This window comes from Weeksella sp. HMSC059D05 (assembly GCF_001809725.1).
Lineage (GTDB): Bacteria > Bacteroidota > Bacteroidia > Flavobacteriales > Weeksellaceae > Weeksella > Weeksella virosa.
Window position 1 is genome coordinate 32,242 of record NZ_KV798518.1, and the last position, 20,903, is coordinate 53,144.

Below are 20,903 nucleotides of genomic sequence, written 5' to 3' on the forward strand. Positions count from 1 at the left end.
ACAATGACGGAAGAATTTATTGCAGATGCACTCGAAAAATTAGCTTTGGTAGGAATACTAATTGCTTTGGCTTTGGCCGTTGCTGCATACTCTACTTGGGCAGAACGTAAAGTTGCTGCATTTTTACAAGATCGTTTGGGTCCGAACAGAGCTGGGATATTTGGTTTATTACAACCATTAGCAGACGGTCTAAAACTCTTTTCGAAAGAAGAAATTGTCCCAAAAGATGCCAACAAATTCCTATTTATAATGGGGCCAGCAATGGCAATGTTAGTAGCTTGTATGACTGGTGCCGTTATCCCTTGGAGTAGTAGTTTCACTTGGGGAGATCGTACTATTGTCCCACAAATTGCCGATATCAACATTGGTTTTTTATACATTTTAGGAGTGTTGAGTTTAGGCGTTTACGGTATGATGATTGGCGCTTGGGCATCGAACAACAAATACTCCTTAATGGGAGGATTACGTGCAGCATCACAAATTATCTCGTATGAGTTACCAATGGGACTAGCCCTGATTACTGTTTTGATGATTACAGGATCGCTAAAACTAAACGAAATCGTTGCCTACCAACAAGATAACTATTGGTTAGTATTTTTACAACCATTAGGTTTTATGATATTTTTGATATGCTCTTTTGCAGAAACGAACCGTACACCATTCGATTTACCTGAGGCAGAAAACGAGTTAATCGGTGGATACCACTCAGAATACTCATCAATGAAAATGGGTTTCTTTTTGTTCGCAGAATATGTCAACATGTTTATTAGTTCGGCTATTTTAGCCACCTTATTTTTCGGTGGATACGACATTCCATTTATAAATGATGCAAAACTAAAAGAAAGTATTGGAGAGAATTGGTTATCGGCAATCCATTTTGCAGTATTGTTTACCAAAACTTGCTTCTTTATTTTCTTTTATATGTGGGTACGATGGACAATTCCACGTTTTCGTTATGATCAATTGATGAATCTCGGCTGGAAAACTTTAGTACCACTTGCGATTTTTAATATGTTAATTACGGGATTGTTTATCTTACTTTTTAATAATTAATCCTCTTAGAAAAAAATTATGAAAGCACTTACCAATAGAGCAAAAGCAGTAGATAGACGCCCTATGAATTTTTGGGAAAAAATCTATTTGGTTGCGATTTTCAAAGGTTTAATGATTACCATCAAACACTTCTTTATGAAGAAACAAACCATTAATTACCCTGAAGAAAAAAGACCTTTTAGTCCGGTATTTAGAGGTTTGCATATCTTAAACCGTGATGAAGAAGGAAGAGAAAACTGTACTGCATGTGGACTTTGCGCCTTGGCCTGTCCGGCGGAAGCAATTACAATGGAAGCCGCAGAACGATTGCCAGGAGAAGAACACTTATATCGAGAAGAAAAATATGCAGCAAAATACGAAATCAATATGTTGCGTTGTATTTTTTGTGGTTTCTGCGAAGAAGCCTGTCCTAAAGATGCGGTTTATCTCTCGCAAACAGTTCCACCACCAAGTTTTGACAGAAAAAACTTTGTATACGGCAAACAAGATTTATTAATTCCGCATCCGAAAAATAAATAACTATGGCTATAGAAGAAATTTTATTTTATGTTTTGGCTGGATTAACAGTACTTAGTGCTTTATTAATGGTTTTTAGCCGTAATCCGATTCATTCTATTTTATATCTTATTATCACCTTTTTCTGTATTAGTGGACACTATATACTACTCAATGCGCAGTTTTTGGCAGTAGTAAACATCATTGTGTATGCAGGTGCAATAATGGTTCTGTTCCTTTTTGTGGTTATGTTGATGAACCTCAATTCGGAGAAAAAATCCTTTGGTACACCGATAAAAATAACTGTTGCAAGTCTGGTTTCTCTCTTGTTTATAATCCTTACGGTTGGTATTATTACCGAGAACGGTACACCACAAACCCAGGTAGAAATGGCCAAAGGAGAAATTGGACTTATAGAAAACCTTGGAAGTGTTTTGTATTCTGAATATGTATTACCCTTCGAGTTGAGTTCTATTCTCTTTATCTCGGCCATGATTGGTGCGGTAATCTTATCCAAAAAAGACAAAGAATTACTAGATTAATATAGCCTAGAAAAATTATCTCATGTTACCGATTAGTTATTATATTATTTTCGCATTAATCTTATTCACCATCGGGGTTTTTGGCGTTTCGATTCGCCGCAATGCCATCGTTGTTTTTATGTGTATAGAATTAATGTTGAACTCTGTGAATTTACTCTTGGTGGCTTTCTCTAAAATGCACCACCAACTTAATCCAGCCTCAGCAGCTGGTACAGATGCTCAGTTGCTAGTTTTTTTCATTATGGTCGTGGCCGCAGCAGAAGTTTCAGTTGGTCTATCGGTCATTATCCTTTTGTTTAGAAAAGTTTATAATGTGGATATCAATTTGTTAAACCGTTTAAAGAATTAAGAATATGGCACAGTATATTTGGTTAATCCCGCTTCTTCCGCTTATCGGATTCTTTATCAATGGTTTAGGACGTAATCATTTACCAAAAAATCTTATTGCTTCGATCGGATCATTTAGTGTTTTAGGAAGTTTTATTATTTCATTAATTGTTTTCTTTACGATCCCCACGGGAGAAAACGCTCAACCCATTGTTTTTAAAGCATTTGATTTAATAAATATCCCAACGTTTCATGTACCGTTTGCATTCCAGATCGATGCATTAACCAGTTTATTTTTACTCATTATTACTGGTATCGGGTTTCTAATACACGTCTATAGTGCGGCGTATATGGTGACCGATAAAGGATATGGTAAATATTTCGCTTATCTCAACCTCTTTGTTTTCTTCATGCTTTTATTAGTTATGGGAAATAATTTAGTTGTGATGTTTATCGGATGGGAAGGTGTTGGTCTATGCTCGTTTTTACTAATAGGCTTTTGGTTTACCAACCCGAGCTATGTAGCCGCAGCTAAAAAAGCATTCATCATGAATAGAATTGGTGATGTTGGCTTTTTATTAGCAATGTTTTGGATTTATAAAGAATTCAACACTTTCGAATATCAAGGAATAGCACAAGCGGTAAGCAGTTTCGTAACCGCTACAGATGCCTATACGGTACAAATAGTTTTGGTAGGAATCACCTTGTTACTTTTCTTGGCAGCTACAGGTAAATCGGCACAATTACCTCTATTTACTTGGCTACCGGATGCGATGGCTGGTCCTACGCCTGTTTCTGCACTTATCCATGCAGCTACAATGGTGACGGCTGGGATCTTTATGATTACTCGCCTCAACTTCTTATTCGATCTGGCACCCATCACCATGACGGTTATTCAATGGGTAGGAATTATTACTGCTCTAATAACTGCCTCGATTGCAATGAAACAAAACGATATTAAAAAAGTATTGGCTTATTCTACCGTATCTCAATTAGGACTTATGTTCGCTGCAATAGGTTCGGGTGCCTATATCGCTGCTGTTTTCCACGTATTGACACACGCATTCTTCAAAGCTTTATTGTTCTTGGGTGCTGGTTCAGTTATTCACGGTATGAACAACGAGCAAGATATGAGCAAAATGGGTGGACTGAAAAACTACATGCCAATTACCAATGCAACAATGCTTATCGGTTGCTTAGCCATATCGGGGATACCAGGTTTATCGGGTTTCTTCTCGAAAGATGAAATGCTTGTGGTTATGTTTGCTTCTAATAAGCTAGTTTATGCTCTAGGCTTCACTGTTTCTGTGATGACTGCTTTTTATATGTTCCGAATGTATGCATTAACATTCTTGGGTAATTTACGCTCAGAAGATATACATCCACACGAAAGCCCAATACCGATGACTTTACCATTGATAATATTATCAGTTCTTTCTATTATTGGTGGATACATCGGTATTCCTGCTATTTTTGTAGAAAATGCTCATACACTCAATACGTTTTTGGCGGGTGTAGTTCATCCTACCGAAATACACTTAACACACACAACCGAATATATTATGATGGGTGCTCTTTTTGTTGCAGTGTTGATTGCAATTTATTTTGCTCAGAAAATGTATACTAATCGACCAGAAACAGAATTTACAGGTATCGGAAAATCGATGGCTGATAAATGGTATTTCGATCAACTATATCAAATGGCAATTGTAACTCCTCTAATCCAATTAGGAGATATTCTATATACCTATATGGAAAAAGCTGGATTGCAAAAATTTATTTCGGGTATCGGAATTTTGAGTAATAAACAAGCATCGTTTATACGCACTTTGCAAAACGGAAACGTAGGTTTCTATATCGTTTGTATGGTGATTGGGTTTATTGCATCTATCGGAATCTTTTTTATTGGCACTTTATTAAAATAACGAAAAATGGTTTTATCATTATTTATTCTATTACCGGCACTCGTTGGTTTACTGCTATTGCTAATGAAACAACAAAAGCCTTTCGTTTGGCTAGGTGCTGTTCTTAGTGGTTTTCTTTTAGCGTTAATGACCTTTCTGTTCTATAGAGGTGGATCGAACGAATTACAATACACCGCAGAGTGGTTTAATTTTAACCAACTCAAAACCTATTATGCATTAGATGCAACCAACTTAGGAGGATTAATGGTTTTTCTATCGACCTTAGTGTACAGCTTATTGTTTATTTATTTGGCAGCTAGCAAACAAAAATATTCGAATGTATTTTATGGTTTAATGCTCATAACACTCGCTGGACTCAATGGCGTTTTCTTAGCAAAAGATCTTATTTTATTCTATTTTTTCTGGGAGCTTGTACTTATCCCAACCTATTTCTTAATCGGGATTTGGGGCAAAGGATATAACAAAATTATGGCCAATATGACCTTCTTTTTGTACACCGTGTTTGGCTCGATGCTGATGCTCGCTGGCATCATTTTTATCGGATTTCATCTACAACCAAAATCATTCCTTTTTTATGATGTACAAGCGGTAACGGCACAGCAATATTGTGCTACAAGTTTATTAGCACTTTTATTTTTAATTGCTTTTGTAATCAAAATACCAATTTTCCCTTTCCATACCTGGCAACCGACCATCTACAAAACCTCACCAACTCCCGTAACAGTTGTATTGAGTGCATTGATGGCAAAAATGGGACTTTTTGCAGTGGTCAAATGGTACATTGGCTTATTCCCAATGGCATCAGAATACTTACCATATTTCTTGATTCCTGCTCTTATCGGTATTCTCTATGCTTCGCTTATTGCATTAAGCACTAACAATGTGAAAAAAATTATAGCCTATAGTTCCATTGCACACTTAGCACTAATTTTCCTTTCATTATTTACCAATGAACCTACTGGTTTCACTGCGGCATTCTTCCAAATGTTTTCGCATGGATTAGTTGTTCTAGGTTTATGGTTGATTGTTGATATAATGGAAAAACGCTATCATGTAACCAACCTGAAATCGTTGAGCGGTATAGCAACGGTAAATCCTACCATTGCAATATTCTTTATGGTATTTGCAATGGCCAATATCGGCTTACCACTTACCTCATCATTCATTGGAGAATTTATGATGTTATCTGCATTATTCAAATACAATATGTTTTGGGCAATAATTGCTTCATTGGGCGTAATTTTATCAGCAGTATATACCCTACGAATGATGAGCGCCCTTATGTTTGGCAAAACAACTTATAGATACGCAGGAAAACACCATACAGAAAAACCTGGTGTAATCATTGTTCTTAGCCTTATCACAATTTTGATTATTTATTTTGGCGTACATCCAAATGCCATTTTCTCATTATTAGCACACTAAATACTCTAGAAATTATTTGATATGAATATTATAATATTATCAGCACTTTCCGGGATAGTCTTCATGTTTAGTGGGTTCTACATCAAGAATCATAAAGCACTAAATCTCTTGTCGATTATTCTTTTATTAGGAATGGTAATCGGCGGAATTTGCCAATTGGCAGGCTACGAAATATTAGCTGATCGGTATAACAACATGATCAAACCGTCGCCCTATGGTGTTATATTTTTCTGTGTTTTGGCTGGTTTAGCAATATTGTATATGCTCATCAACCGTAATGAGTTTCACAAAGTCGGGAAACATTTAGGAGAATATTATGCTTTGATTTTCTTTTCATTTGTTGGGATTTCTGTTTTGGCACAATTTGCTAACCTAATAACCATGTTTTTGGCAATCGAATTACTATCGATACCAATGTACCTTATAGCAGGAACGGCAAAAAATAGTTTGAAAAGTACAGAAGCATCCGTAAAATATTTTTTGATGGGAGCTTTCTCAACAGGGATATTACTTTTGGGTATCAGTTTCGTATATGGATCAACAGGTACATTTCTTATCCAAAACATCCAAACCTTCTTGCCAGAATTACAAAATTTATACTATATCGGCTGGGTGCTAATTTTCACCTCATTTTGTTTCAAAGTAGGTGCTGCGCCATTCCATTTCTGGGTACCAGACGTTTACGCTGGCACACCAACAGTTTTCACCACGTACATGGCAACAATCGTAAAAGGAGGTTCTTTTTTAGGCTTTATCCTAATCATGCAATCGTTTCCGTTTAACGAAGAAAATTATGTATATTTCCGTTACCTGCTAACCGTAATTATTTTCCTAACATTATTTATCGGGAACTACGGTGCATTAAACCAACGCTCTGTCAAGAAAATGATGGCATATTCATCAATTGCACAAGCCGGTTTTATGTTATTTGTACTTTTCAATATCAACTGGGTTGCAAAAGAAGCACTAATGTATTATACCATTTCTTATAGTTTGGCATCATTCATTATTTTCTACGCGATTAACAATATGGGTAAAGGCAATTACGCAGATTTTGCCGGACTCGGAAAAGCAAATCCTATCTTAGCTTTTAGCGTTACAATTGCCCTTATTTCATTGGCCGGAATCCCTCTCACTGCAGGTTTCATAGCCAAATTTATGACCCTGAGTATTGGTGCAATGGACGAAAACAATTTGGCAATTATAATTCTTGGTTTGATAATGGCTGTAATGGGAATGTTTTACTATTTCAAAGTAATAGTACAAATGTATTTCCAGAGAGGTAATCCGAAACATAAACAGCAAGATGGTATGACCAATTTCTTATTGTTAACATCAGTTATTCTTATTATTGTTTTGGGTATTATCCCAGATCTTTTAACACGATGTCTTAATACGCCGATGTGGTAAAAAATATTTTCTCTCGATAAAAGTCCGAAAAATTATTTTTCGGACTTTTTTATATCGTTTTATATAATCTCTCAAGCGAATAAGCACGATTAAATTCAGTATTTTTGTATGTTTGAAAAACATTAAATAAAACAATATAACATGAGATCGATTATCTTTTTGCTAACATTTTTTGTGTTACAATATTCTAATGCACAACGAAAAGGATATTGGCAACAAAAAGTGGACTACCAAATTCAGGTGGATGTTAACGAAAAAAACTATCAGTATGATGGAAAAATGCAATTGAAATACACCAACAATTCTGATGATGATTTACAAAAAGTATATTTTCATTTGTATTTTAATGCCTTCCAACCAGGTAGTATGATGGATTACCGCTTAGCAAATATCAAAGATCCTGATAGGAGAATGGTCACGAATAAAGGAAGTAAAGAAAAACCCATCTACGAAAGTAGAATTGCTCGTTTACAACCCCACGAAATTGGTTACCAAAAAATAAAATCTATTACCTATAACGGTAAAAAAGTCAACTATATGGTCGATGGAACAATCTTAGAAGTTTCCTTACCAACACCTCTAAGAGCAGGTACTTCGGCAATCTTTCTACTCGATTGGCAAGCACAAGTACCGGCACAAATTCGCCGCTCTGGTCGTCAATCTTCTGAAGGTGTCGAATTTTCGATGACACAATGGTATCCTAAAATGGCACATTATGATGAATTTGGATGGCATTTGGACGAATATATCGGTCGAGAATTTGTTGCCCCATTCGGTAATTTTGATGTGCAAATCAACATCCATAAAGATTATATAGTAGGTGCCTCTGGAGTACTACAAAACCCGAATGAAGTAAAAGGATATGTGAAAAATGCTAAACCCAAAGTAAAAAACGGAAAAGTAACGTGGCATTACAAAGCAGAAAACATACATGATTTTGCTTGGGGTGCAGATCCAGATTATATCGTAGAAAAAGGGAAATCCAAAGGAGGAGTTGAGCTGTATTTTGTGTACCAACCTGGTCCCAAAACCACACAGAATTGGCATAAAGCAATTAACATTACCGCAGACTTTTTCGATTTTGTAGGAGATCGTTTCGGAGCTTATCCTTGGCCAACATATACAATAGTGCAAGGCGGTGATGGTGGAATGGAATACGGAACTGCAACCCTCATTACAGGAGAACGCAGTTTGGATAGTTTGATTGGTGTAATCTTCCATGAAGCTGCACATTCATGGTATCAACACCTTTTCGGTATCAATGAAACACATGACGAATGGTTTGATGAAGGTTTCACTTCTTATATCGAGCAACTCGGCTCATTGAACTGGAAAAAAGAAACCATCCTACCCAACCCAAATCCAGAAGCATACGAAGGCTATTTTAATTTGGCAAAATCGGGTTTAGAAGAACCAGCAAGTCTATTAGCCGATTATTATAATACCAATTTTGCATATAGTTTACAAGCATATTATAAAGGTCAAGTTATGGCAATTCAATTGGGTTATATAATTGGTGAAGAAGCACTAAAAGAGACTTTCAAGCAATTTTACAAAGAATGGAAATTCAAACATCCTACACCGAACGACTTCAAAAGAACAGCCGAAAAAGTTTCAGGTATCAACCTGAAGTGGTATTTTAACTTGTTTATTAATACAACACGTTTTATAGATTATGGGATTGAAAAAACAAACACTAACGAACTAAAAATCAGTAATCTTTCTGATTTTGCTATGCCAATAGACGTTTTGGTAGAATACCGAGACGGAAGCAAGGAACTATTTTACATACCATTACGCGAAATGAGAGGCGAGAAAAAACCAGAAACCTTTGCTCTATACCAAAGCATAAAAAGAACTGTGCTTACCGATTGGTTTTGGACAAATCCTACCTATACTATCAAAACAAAAAAAGAGATTAAAAAAGCAGAAATCGACCCAACCAAACGTTTGGCCGATGTAAACCCTAATAACAACATCACACAATAATGCTATTAGCCGTAAATATAGGAAACTCTAACATGCGCTTTGCCGTTTTTGATGGAGAACAACAACTAAGAACATGGACAATCAACAGTAAACCATACCGTACAGAAGATGAAATGTTTGCTAAATTTAGCAGCATGTATATACCTTTCGGTATTGATTATAAACAAATTACCGACATCGTAATTGGTTCGGTTGTTCCTGTTCTCACCCTGCGTATTCAGGGTGCTTTGAGGGACATTCATGGTATTGAGCCTATGATTGTTGATCGTAATACACCGTCAGCTGTTAAACACAAATCGAACCAAATGGGAACTGATTTGTATGCCAATGCTGTTGCTGCACATTATAGTAGTTATCCTGACTATAAAGTTATAATCGACTTTGGTACAGCTCTAACTTTTTTAGGCATAGATTCTACAGGAGAAGTGGGCGGAGTAGTAATTTCTCCTGGTATCAATACGGCAATGAAATCATTGGTGGGTGAGACAGCGCAACTACCAGAAATAGAACTCATCCGACCCAATAATGTCTTGGGTTTAGACACTGTTACTTGTATGCAAAGTGGAATGGTTTACGGTTATCTAAGTATGATAGAAGGAATGATAGACCGTATAAATAAAGAAGTTGGTAGCAATGCATTTGTAATATCTACCGGTGGATTGGGTGGTGTTTTTTCTCCCCTTACAACCAAAATTCACGTAGATGATCGACTACATACCATAAAAGGTCTAAAGAAACTTTATGAATTGAACCGATAAAAAAAAGCAACTTTAGAAATCTAAAGTTGCTTTTTTTAATTGCATTATATTATACTTTAATAGAAATATTATTATCCAAATAAAGCATCATCTACTTTATTTGGTAAAGTAACTTTCAACAATGGCTCTGTTTCCATTGCTCTTTTTATTGCAAAAATAGCCTCATCATTTCTTGCCCACGAACGACGAGCGATTCCGTTATTCACATCCCAATGTAACATCATTTTCAATCGTTTACTGGCTTGCTCAGTCCCATCGAGTAATAATCCAAAACCTCCATTGATAACTTCGCCCCAACCTACTCCACCACCATTGTGAATAGAAACCCATGTTGCCCCTCGGAAACTATCTCCAATTACATTATGAATAGCCATATCTGCAGTGAACTGTGATCCATCGTAGATATTAGAGGTTTCTCTGAACGGTGAATCTGTACCAGAAACATCGTGATGATCCCGCCCTAAAACTACTTCACCGATTTCTCCTCTAGCAATTGCTTCGTTAAACGCTTGTGCAATTTTTATACGTCCTTCTGCATCTGCATATAAAATTCTGGCTTGCGAACCTACTACCAATTTATTTTCTTGTGCCCCTTTTATCCAAGTAATATTATCTTGCATTTGTTGTTTGATTTCATCTGGCGAATGTTGCATAATTTCTTCTAGAACTCGACAAGCAATTTCATCTGTTTTCTGTAAATCATCAGCTTTCCCCGATGTACAAACCCAACGGAAAGGCCCAAAACCAAAATCAAAGCACATAGGTCCCATAATATCTTGTACATAAGATGGATACTTGAAATCGACCCCATTTTCTGCCATTACATCTGCTCCAGCACGTGAAGCTTCTAATAAAAAGGCATTCCCATAATCGAAGAAATAGGTTCCTTTTGCGGTATGTTTATTGATTGCTGCTGCATGACGACGCAAACTTTCTTGCACTTTTAGGCGAAATGTTTCTGGATCTTCTGCCATCATTTTATTGGCTTCATCGACACTCATCCCTACAGGATAATATCCTCCTGCCCATGGATTATGTAAAGATGTCTGATCTGATCCTAAATCGATGTATACATTTTCTTCATAGAATTTCTCCCAAACATCTACCACATTTCCGTCATAAGCAATAGAAACAACTTCTTTATTTTCTTTTGCTTTTTTCACTCGTACAACCAATTCATCCAAATCTTTGATTACCTCATCTACCCAACCTTGTTCGTATCGTTTGTAGGTTGCTTCTGGATTAACTTCTGCTGTAACCGAAATAACACCAGCAATATTTCCGGCTTTTGGCTGTGCCCCCGACATCCCGCCTAAACCTGCGGTTACAAAAAGTTTTCCTTTGGTTCCTAATTTTTTTCTTTCTTTTGTATCCATGATTTTTCGACAACCGTTGAGAACCGTAATTGTGGTACCGTGAACGATCCCTTGCGGACCGATATACATATAACTTCCGGCAGTCATTTGCCCGTATTGTGTTACGCCTAAAGCATTGTATTTTTCCCAATCATCTTGTTTAGAGTAATTAGGAATCATCATACCATTGGTTACCACCACGCGTGGTGCGTTTTTGTGCGAAGGGAAAAGCCCCATCGGGTGTCCTGAATACATTACCAAAGTTTGTTCATCGGTCATTTCTGAAAGATACTTCATAGTAAGACGATATTGTGCCCAGTTCTGGAAAACTGCACCATTACCACCATAGGTAATTAATTCTTCTGGATGCTGAGCAACTGCAGGATCAAGGTTATTTTGAATCATCAATTGTATGGCTTTTGCTTGATCAGATTTACCTGGATATTGATCCAATGGGCGGGCATACATTTCGTAATCGGGCATTAAACGATACATATAGATGCGGCCATATTTTTCTAGTTCTTCTCTGAATTCTGGTAATAAGGTCGAATGATCTTTTGGGTCGAAATAACGCAATGCATTTCGTAAAGCTAATTCGATTTCGGTATTCGAAAGAATTTCTTTGCGTTTAGGTGCATGTGATAGTTCTGGATTTCTTTTCTTTGGTTGAGGTAGTTGAGTAGGTATTCCGGATTGTATTTGTTCTTGAAATGTCATGATTTTGCATTTTTTCGTCTCGAAATTAATCATTTATTCTCGAAATAAGAAATGAATATGCTGTGAGCTAGTAAGAATATTCTTTTCAAAGGATTTGATAGAATCCTTGGCCAAATAGGTAGTTTATAGTTTTAGACAAATAAATTCTTGGACCCAAAGAATTGTATCCTGCCAATTATTGTTTGATCTTGATTTGCATCAAAAATAAAAACATGGATAATTAGTATCTTAGGTTCATTAAGTAGAGAGAAAATGAATTTGAAGCATCTTACGAACCTAACGAAAAATTTACCGAATACACCGACAATGCCTGTACTTTTTATGGGGCACGGAAATCCGATGAATGCAATAGAAGAAAATTCTTTTGTTCAAGAAATGCGTAATATTGTAAAGAGAATTCCCCCTCCGAAACTTATTTTATGTATTTCTGCGCATTGGGAAACACTTGGCACGAAAGTTACTGCAATGGAAACACCACAGACTATTCATGATTTTTTTGGATTTCCGCAAGCTTTGTTCGAGGTGCAATATCCTGCTCCTGGATCGAGGGAATGGGCAATCTATATAAAAGATTTATTGAGTGGCAATAGTGTAAGTTTAGATGAAACATGGGGTTTGGATCATGGTGCTTGGTCGGTGATAAAGCACATGTACCCTGAGGCAAATATTCCGGTAATAGAACTAAGTCTTGATTATAGAAAGTCGCCTAAAGAACATTATGAGTTGGCGCGTGATTTACACAGTTTGCGTAACAAAGGTGTGCTTGTTTTGGGTAGTGGAAATAATGTACATAATTTACGAGCGATCGATTGGAGGAAAATCAATGATAATTTTGCTTTCGATTGGGCCCTAGAGGCCAATGAAAAAATGAAGGATTTTATGCTGAGGCACGAGCATGAGAAATTGATTAATTTTTCTGCTCAAGGGACTGCTTTTCAGTTATCGATTCCGACTCCAGAACATTACCTTCCTATGCTTTATACATTGAGCTTGCAAAACGAAAACGACCAATTATCATTTTTTAATGATGCTCCTGTTGGTGGCTCATTGTTTATGACTTCTGTGATTTTGGAAGCTTCTTAATCGGATAGAAAAGCCATAAAATAGCAATTGCTATAAGTGCTCCTAGTGCATTTGCCAACAAATCGTACCAATCGAAACTCCTACCGAAAGGTAATAGGTGTTGAGCAATTTCTACCAGAAAACTAACAGTAAATGTAACGAAAAACACTTCTAAATAGCGTAATTTATACGCATTATAGACCAAGATTGCCAAGCAAAAGAATAGGATGAAATGAACAATCTTATCGGTATGTTGAAAGGTAAAAAAAAATTTAAAAAACGATATTTTACTGAAACTTCCTGCTGATCTTGATGGCATTTGAGTCACCAAAATAAGAAAAGTTAGGTAACAATAAAATATCGTTTTAGGATAGTTTATTTTATGCGCCAACCAATTCTTTGTATGCATCGGCATCCAATAAATCGTTCAGTTCATCTGCATTTTCGATTTTTACTTTGATAATCCAACCTTCTCCGTAAGGATCTGTATTGATATTTTCTGGTGATGACTCTAAATCTGCATTGAAAGAAATTATTTCTCCACTGATTGGCATAAACAAATCAGAAACTGTTTTTACTGCTTCTACAGTCCCGAAAACCTCTTCTTTGTTTAGGGTTTCGCCTTCTGTTTCTACGTCAACATAAACGATGTCACCTAACTCTCCTTGTGCGAAAGCGGTGATCCCGATGGTTGCAATATCTCCTTCAACGGCCACCCATTCGTGGTCTTTACTGTACTTTAAATTTGTTGGAAAACTCATACTATTATTTTTTTGGTTTGTTAATATTTGGTTTATTAATTTCCGAAGGTAAAGGTAGCACTTAATCCTGTACGAATTGTAGAAATTGGATAAGCGGTAGAAAGTTTATACTTCGAAATATTCTGGTCCCAATAGAATTTGATGTTTAAGTTTTGACTTAAGTTATAATCTGCCGAAAACATAAATTTCATAATTTTCTGTCCACCAACAATTTGCGAATCTTCGTTTCCGAAACTGAACTTACGCAATCTACTTTCGTTATCTCTTACCGAAAAGTCACCACGAATATTCAAATCTCCTCGTACAGTTTTGGTTCTGCCTTGGTAACGCATCTTGAATTTTAGATCTTTAAAAATATATCCAAAACCAGCGATAATTTCGTTTCCGTAGTCTTCATTTATGGTATAACTATCAAAATTAAGCTGCAGCAAACGATCGCGGTTATATTGTGCTCTAAACTGAAAGTTGTTTCGCAAAGTTACATCTACACCTACTAGTGGATTGAAAGCTTCTACCATTGCTACCGAGGTAAACAAATATGGAGAATTACTATTGGCCGATGGTAAATGTACGCTCGGATTATTGTAGAAAATATTCGATTGTACTCCGGATACTGTATAGGATGATAAGTAGCTATGTGTAATTTCTACCTGATCGAACCATTTACTGATAATAGGCATATTGGTAAGTCCTGTGTACGCAATTCGCCAATTAGGAGCTGGGATTTTTCGGTTCCAATCTTTGCTTTGTTTTTTGGCCGATTTTCCTTCTATTGCAGAAACAAATGCTGGTAAGATTACATCATACCTAGAAAAAGATTCTTCGTTTTCACCAGATCCGATAACCACTACATTAGTACGGAAATTTTGGTACATTTCGTCTCGATTGGTAAAAGCAGTTCGTACGCTGATATTACTAATATTAAGGTTCGCCATCTCGTTGATAAACCCATTGTATTGGTTACCTAAAAGATTGAAGCCTGAATGATAGTTTCGGTAATCTTTGTTGCGTTTAACATCTAAATCTATACGGAAGTCTGGCATCGGTTCGATGAGTGCTGTTGCTGTAAAATTACTCGACTTCATTATCTGATACGGCTCTAACATCAACTCGTCATTGGTAATATAACCTCGCTCTACAAATGTACGTTTGATATCGAAATCGGTTCCGTACACAAACCCGAAGCCTGGCATACCAGACGCCATTCCGAAGAAGCCTGGTTCGCCATATAAACCTGGAACTACGGCTCCGTTATTTTGGCTATAATTGAATTGTGATTTCTTCAATGATCCTAAAACCATCCAAGCAATATCTTTCATTCGATATTGATTTTTGAATTTGAATTTTTGGTTATTGAGTCGACGTCTGAACTTAGAGTTTGCTCGTTCTGCATTGGCATTGTTGATAGAATCTATTTCGCTTTGTCTACCTTTTCTTATCGAGTCGTATTGGCGATAACCTTTGAACTCTGGATAGAACTTCTGGAAATCGAAATCTCCTAATAATGTAATTGTATTCGAGTTTTGTGCTGTACCATTTCCTAAATTTCTCATTCGACCATTTTCATCTTCGAATATACTCATACCTCTAGAGTATGCACGCCAATTATAGGATGAGGTGAAACCAAATTCCATATTCACCCAATTGGCATACGGCAAGAAACGGAATGGTAACTTATAATTCACTTGCAATTGTTGATCATAATTGACAGGTCTACCTACCGAGAACAAATTTTGCCAGATTAGGTTTTGATCTAATTTGTAAAAAGCCGTTCCATCATTCAGGGTTTGTGTAGAAGAAGTGAGATCTACACGCAACGAGCGAGTAAGATCAAACCCAAGATTATACTGCCAGCCGAATAAGAAATTACTACTGTACATTGCAGGCATCAACAAGCTATTTCCTCCGGTATAAGAGCTTAGATCCCGGTACTGATTCTCGGTATAGGTACGATTAATATCGGTACGGAAAGAGAAACGAGTTGGGACAGGATTGAGATTGAACTCTTTGATAAATCGTAAATACTTCGCCGATTTTGCCGTGTCGTGCACTGCATGCCAACTCTTGAATGGCTCTATCGACTTAAATCGGAATCCGTAGTTATAGTTCAACGAAGCTCGCAAGTTCTGGTTGATATTGTATTTGGTATAAATATCTCGGTAATATTCGTCTGCATACGAAAAAGACAAAGCAAAGTTCGATGGATCGTAGAATCGGTGCGGTTGACGACTGTTCGGGTTACGTATCTTTCTAATGTTGCTAAAAGAATAACTCTTGTATCGAGTATATTGACGAACCGTTTTGGCTAACTCTTTTTTGTTCGGTGCTTCATTCATCAAAATATCATTATCCAAAGGATTGTATTTCGGGTCGATAAAACTTTCCGTCATGGTAAAGTTAAACGGCACTTCCATATTCCATTTCTTGGGCATCAATTTATCCAACTTTGCATCTACATTTACCGAATATTCTTTGATATCTTCTTGGCTGCGTTCGATTGGCCCCTGATCAACTGCTCCGAAACCATTGGACAATACACGACCAGCCAATTGTACATTGGCAAAATCACCCAAATTGAAGGTAAGACTTGCATTGGCCGCATAACCTCCTTTGTTGTCGATATCACTCAAACGCAATTCGTTTACCCAAACAAGAACTTCTTTTTCAGCTGCTCCTCCGACCGAACGTAAACCAATCATCAAAGAGGAAACATTTCCTAAAGTCGGACGACCTTTTACATAAATAATCTTGTTAGGATTTGTCTCATCTACCGTGTAAGCAAAACGTTGATTATTGACAAAGTTTTCGGTATCTCTAAGTTTTTTAGCATCGATGAAATAATCTGATAATAATGATATAAAGTTTTCTTCTGGCCAAATATCATTGACCGAGGTTGCTGACCTTGGTGTGTATTTCAGCGGCAACTCATACTCGTAATAGTTGTCTGCATAATCAGACCCGAATCGTATGAACAGTTTGGTGGTTTCATCCAACTGATTATTTGTAACATCTAATAGGTTTTGGGCAGATACAAACATTTCTATTTTTTTGTATCGGCGTAAGTCTAAATTTACATTCTTTATGACTCCTTTTGCAGAACTTGGTCCTCTGAATTTTGTTTTGATGGTCATCGAAGACTCATTCATATTCTGATAGCCTGTTGCACCTTGTAAATGTTCCCGAGAAACTCCCGGAGGCAATGTATAGCGTGGTTGAGAATTACTATTTTGTTCTAAGTTTACTTCCCCAATTTCTAGATCTCCAACAAAACTATCTTCTGCTTGTCCTTCTGCACCAGCAATCCCTTGATCAGGATAAATATTTTTGGTATAACGTCTCCATTCGCTTCGCACCATATCAAAAGTACCAAAACGCAAGGTTGTTTCTTCTTGGAAACCACGCATCACCATTCTCATATAGCGAGCAGAAGTAAGAACACTTTGTGCCTGATCTATATTATCTTGTAAGATGTCATCTACCCCGTCATTGTCTACATCAAGGTCAAAACCATCAACAGGAATCCGAACTTGGTACCATTTTACGGTAGAATCTTTCCCGTTGGCAAAACGTACTTTTACTTCTTTTCGGGCAACAATTTTCGAGTTGTTAGGATCTTCCAACGCTTGACGATTAATTTTCAGGGTATATTGAAGATAATTTTCTGTCTGGTCTAGATTAAAATCTTCATTAATATCTTCTGTATCGGGACGCAAAGTAGAAGCATGCAGTGGATTATCGGTTGAAGAGTTTCCTTGTGGATTTCGATAATATTGATAACGTCCTTGTACCGTTCTCCCATTTTGATGTCCATCATATCGTTTATCTAGAAAGAAAAGATAATTGTCGTTCGCAGGGTCAAGTTCTCCTGTAATCGGATTGGTTTCGGTGAAATTATATTTTGTTGCTTCTTCGGCATCCGTTAACCCATTGAAACCTAAATCTTGGATTTTTCTGTTTTCTCCTTCCGTTTCGAAAGTATAGAGAAGTGGTGTCGATTTTGGCGTTTTACCCCAAGAAGTTTCTTTTGCTTCGTACGAACTTCCTGGGAAAGGCATTCCATTCTCGAAAGCCAATTCACCATCTTTTAGAATATCTTCTGATACGCTTCCTAAATGGATTAATAATTCACCATCGCCACCATGACCGTCTGCGTATGGATCCATCATCCAAAACTCTATATATTCTACATTGTTTTCGACAAGGTTAGAAACCGTCAAAGCACGCATCGTTGCTCCCCAGCTCTCGGTATCATTTTGGTTCGGATTGATGTTGTACGGCCCTCTAATTTGTGGATAAAACGTCATATCAAAGGTACTTAGGTAGGATTGGGTTCCTGCCATAATATCGCGTTGATCGAATAATTCTTTCATCTCTACACGTCGAGAACGATGATTAGAAATATCATTATCCGAAAGAGGTGACGCACCTCCTAATCCATAGAAACGGGGATCAATCGTATACCAAGACAACATTTTTCTACCATTGTTGAATGCCAAGTTATCGGTCTGGTTGCCGTTCGGGAAATAGGGATGTATATTGAAGCTCACTCCGGCTGGTCTTCCTGGTGTACTGGCAAACTTCCAGCTGTTGGGATCCATCAAACTGATGTTGGTTTGTGCATCTTCAAAATCGTCAATATACGAGTAGCCTTCTGTCGCTTTATTGATACCTGGCAACAAATATGCTCCTTCTGCATTGAAGGTAATATTCGACGGATCTTCTGTTTGTACGCCCGGTAGATAATTTGCCATTCTGGTTAACCATTCGCTTTGCGTATTGATCTGGGTATTAACCCCAAAAATTGTGTTGTTTACAGCTTCACTACCAAATTGTGTTTTCTGGGTCATCGGTCTCTCTTGATAATTGACCATGGTTGCACCTACGACAAACTTTTCCGAGAAGTGATGTTCAGCATTCAACCCAATGAAGCGTTTTTTTTGTAGGTTGAATGTTGCCTGATTCTCCATACTAATATTGATCGGTGTGCCTGAGTCTTTTAATTGTTGATTAATGATTTTCACACGTCCCAATTGGTAATCCACAGTATAATCTACTCCTTCTGTTAGGGTTTGCCCATTGGCCGTAACCACAACCGAACCTTGCGGTACGTTGAAAGCGCCTAATGCTACTCCATCGCCAACGGTACCTTTGTATCGACCAGTAAGACTATATCGGTTGGCTAGTTTTTCTTGAATTAAGGTTGCGGGTAGTTTGGTATATATTCCATCAAACACATACTGATCGGCGATGTTTGGATCTAGTTGATTGCGAAGATATTTACCAAATGGTTCTACTGTTGTAAAGATAATTGCACCACGTTGTACATCGACTGTTATTCCACTTACAAAGTCGAATTTACCATCTCCGTACGTTGTTGTCGTTCCTTCTCTATTTTCTTGTGGTTGACCAGATTGGTTTAGGCGGTCCATATGGAGGACTTGCAAGAGTGTCTGATCTGCTATATTGGTATTTGGTAAATAGTTGACTGTACCTGATGAATTTTGCCCGTTATCTTTGAACATGATATTCATCGTAAAATCCTGAGGATCTAACCCATATGCATTCAGCGAATAAATATTTTTCATCATCAAATCCCAGGTTGGTGATTTTGTATTGATCACTGCATTTGGTTTGATGAGTTTGGTAATTAATGTACTGCTTCCACCATCTGACATATCCCCGACACTGTAAACCTGATTTCCTACTTGGTATTGGTAAGAAATTGCTAATAAATCATCTCCATCTACCAATGGTGAATTTAAAGTTATGTAGCCCAGCTGTGGATGAAAGGTATACTCACTTGGGTCTAATTTCCTAACATTCTCATTTATTGCGTAGTGTTCTCCATCGACAAAAGTTTGTCCGTTATACGAATAGCCGTTAAGTAGATTTCGTGCATTGCTAATATTTCTATCGCTACCGATAAGCGATGAAACAGAATTATATATCGCTCCATTTACTGGATAAGATGTTGTATTGTCCTCACCCAAATCTCGCAGAGCAATAATCGAGCGTCGATTATTTACATTTCCTCCAGATCGATCAATTTTCCAAACTTCTATGCGTGTAATGTTGGTTTGGCTTGCTATACCTGGATAGTTCTTCAAGGCGCGGTCATAGTTATTTCTGAAGTAATGCCCTAAGAAGAAGTGCTTGTTGTACTCGTAGTTTTCTGCGTAGATTGTAAACTCACTCATCACACCTCCACCTTGCACGGTGATGCTTTTCCCTTCTGATCTTTGTTCAGAAAAAACAGCTGTCACGTTGGTATTCCCGAATTTCAGATCGGTTCGTACCCCAAACAGAGATTGCGAGCCTTTGATCAGTGAGTTTGTTAATGGCATGGAAATGTTTCCTAGTTCTACATTTTGCAAAATATCATCATCTCCTGCAAAAGGGTCTAACTTATTGGCTACGGCTTTACGCCATTGTAGCTTAGTCTGGTTCTCGAAAGCAAACCCTGATTGTGTGTCGTAATTCATTTTGAGCTGTAGGTTTTCTCCTACTTTACCCAAAACACTAAGCTGCATTCTTTGTTGTAGATCGATTGTTAGTGTGTTTCTGTTTTGTGGCAGCAACATTGGGTTGTCTATTTTTTGTAAAAAAACACCTAAATCTATGTTGGCATATCCTTGTGGAGTAAGTGAAATTTCATTCCCACCGAAAATACTTTCGAATGCTCTTGATTTTACTTGAAAGGTCGGTATAATATTGGCTAATTTATCCTGTTCCTTATCACCAAACTGTAATTCTCGATAGTATTGATCGTTGGTTTGCGATTTTATTCGATAATATTTATTGATTTCTTGGCTTTGCACTAAAGCTAAATATTCTTTTCTGGATAAATAAATCGGTTCGGCAACCATAGAGGTTCCTATCATTGGATATAAAATATATCGACCATACACAGCATCATATTCTACCGTATATTCGATTTGATTATCTAGAAATAATCCTCCCGATTGATGATTAAACGGAAATTTCAGGGTGTCTTGTTCTTGTGCATCTACGACATTACATAAACCAAAAAATACAAGTAATGTTTGTAGAACAAAGGCGATAGAGTATATATTTTGTCTCAAAC

General features: G+C 37.2%; 14 protein-coding genes. 10 read left to right on the top strand and 4 right to left on the bottom strand.

Features of this window, described 5'->3' with window-relative positions; translation table 11 throughout:
- The first annotated feature begins 3 nt into the window (after positions 1-3).
- The 9 genes from nuoH to HMPREF2660_RS01065 all read left to right on the top strand — a co-directional run bounded on the left by nuoH (position 4) and on the right by HMPREF2660_RS01065 (position 9,924).
- A complete protein-coding gene (nuoH, locus tag HMPREF2660_RS01025) occupies positions 4-1,053 on the top strand; it encodes an NADH-quinone oxidoreductase subunit NuoH (protein WP_013597914.1) in 1,050 nt (349 codons plus the stop codon).
- A gap of 18 nt (positions 1,054-1,071) precedes the next feature.
- Complete coding sequence (gene nuoI, locus HMPREF2660_RS01030; protein ID WP_013597915.1) at positions 1,072-1,572, top strand: NADH-quinone oxidoreductase subunit NuoI; 501 nt, start codon at positions 1,072-1,074, stop codon at positions 1,570-1,572.
- A 2-nt stretch (positions 1,573-1,574) separates the two neighbouring features.
- Entirely contained in the window at positions 1,575-2,090 is a 516-nt protein-coding gene (locus tag HMPREF2660_RS01035) for an NADH-quinone oxidoreductase subunit J family protein (RefSeq protein WP_070485285.1), read from the top strand.
- A gap of 22 nt (positions 2,091-2,112) precedes the next feature.
- Positions 2,113-2,439 carry an NADH-quinone oxidoreductase subunit NuoK gene (gene nuoK / locus HMPREF2660_RS01040; RefSeq protein ID WP_013597917.1) on the top strand — a complete coding sequence of 109 codons (327 nt, stop codon included), beginning with the start codon at positions 2,113-2,115 and terminating at the stop codon, positions 2,437-2,439.
- Between the two features lie 4 nt (positions 2,440-2,443).
- On the top strand, positions 2,444-4,342 hold the full coding sequence (nuoL, locus tag HMPREF2660_RS01045) for an NADH-quinone oxidoreductase subunit L (protein WP_070485286.1): 1,899 nt from the start codon (positions 2,444-2,446) through the stop codon (positions 4,340-4,342).
- A 6-nt stretch (positions 4,343-4,348) separates the two neighbouring features.
- Positions 4,349-5,767, top strand: a complete 1,419-nt coding sequence (locus HMPREF2660_RS01050; protein WP_013597919.1) for a complex I subunit 4 family protein — start codon at positions 4,349-4,351, stop codon at positions 5,765-5,767.
- Between the two features lie 21 nt (positions 5,768-5,788).
- Complete coding sequence (locus HMPREF2660_RS01055) at positions 5,789-7,177, top strand: NADH-quinone oxidoreductase subunit N (RefSeq protein ID WP_070485288.1); 1,389 nt, start codon at positions 5,789-5,791, stop codon at positions 7,175-7,177.
- Between the two features lie 141 nt (positions 7,178-7,318).
- Entirely contained in the window at positions 7,319-9,166 is a 1,848-nt protein-coding gene (locus tag HMPREF2660_RS01060) for a M1 family metallopeptidase (protein ID WP_070485290.1), read from the top strand.
- Complete coding sequence (locus tag HMPREF2660_RS01065) at positions 9,163-9,924, top strand: type III pantothenate kinase (RefSeq protein ID WP_174254463.1); 762 nt, start codon at positions 9,163-9,165, stop codon at positions 9,922-9,924. The genes HMPREF2660_RS01060 and HMPREF2660_RS01065 overlap by 4 nt, the downstream gene beginning before the upstream one ends.
- Before the next feature lie 71 nt (positions 9,925-9,995).
- On the opposite strand, the gene HMPREF2660_RS01070 is transcribed toward HMPREF2660_RS01065, so the two are convergent.
- On the bottom strand, positions 9,996-11,996 hold the full coding sequence (locus HMPREF2660_RS01070; RefSeq protein ID WP_070485340.1) for a urocanate hydratase: 2,001 nt from the start codon (positions 11,994-11,996) through the stop codon (positions 9,996-9,998).
- Between the two features lie 252 nt (positions 11,997-12,248).
- Between HMPREF2660_RS01070 and ygiD the strand changes: the two genes are divergently transcribed.
- Positions 12,249-13,079: a 4,5-DOPA-extradiol-dioxygenase gene (gene ygiD, locus HMPREF2660_RS01075; protein ID WP_013597924.1), complete on the top strand. Its 831-nt coding sequence runs from the start codon at positions 12,249-12,251 to the stop codon at positions 13,077-13,079.
- Here the strand turns inward: ygiD and HMPREF2660_RS01080 are convergent.
- The 3 genes from HMPREF2660_RS01080 to sprA are packed head-to-tail and all read right to left on the bottom strand — an operon-like array spanning position 13,048 to position 20,901.
- A complete protein-coding gene (locus HMPREF2660_RS01080; protein WP_013597925.1) occupies positions 13,048-13,473 on the bottom strand; it encodes a VanZ family protein in 426 nt (141 codons plus the stop codon). The genes ygiD and HMPREF2660_RS01080 overlap by 32 nt on opposite strands.
- On the bottom strand, positions 13,439-13,819 hold the full coding sequence (gene gcvH, locus HMPREF2660_RS01085; protein WP_013597926.1) for a glycine cleavage system protein GcvH: 381 nt from the start codon (positions 13,817-13,819) through the stop codon (positions 13,439-13,441). Before gcvH ends, HMPREF2660_RS01080 begins: the two co-directional genes overlap by 35 nt.
- Before the next feature lie 35 nt (positions 13,820-13,854).
- Positions 13,855-20,901 carry a T9SS outer membrane translocon Sov/SprA gene (gene sprA, locus HMPREF2660_RS01090; RefSeq protein WP_255356390.1) on the bottom strand — a complete coding sequence of 2,349 codons (7,047 nt, stop codon included), beginning with the start codon at positions 20,899-20,901 and terminating at the stop codon, positions 13,855-13,857.
- Positions 20,902-20,903 lie beyond the last annotated feature (2 nt).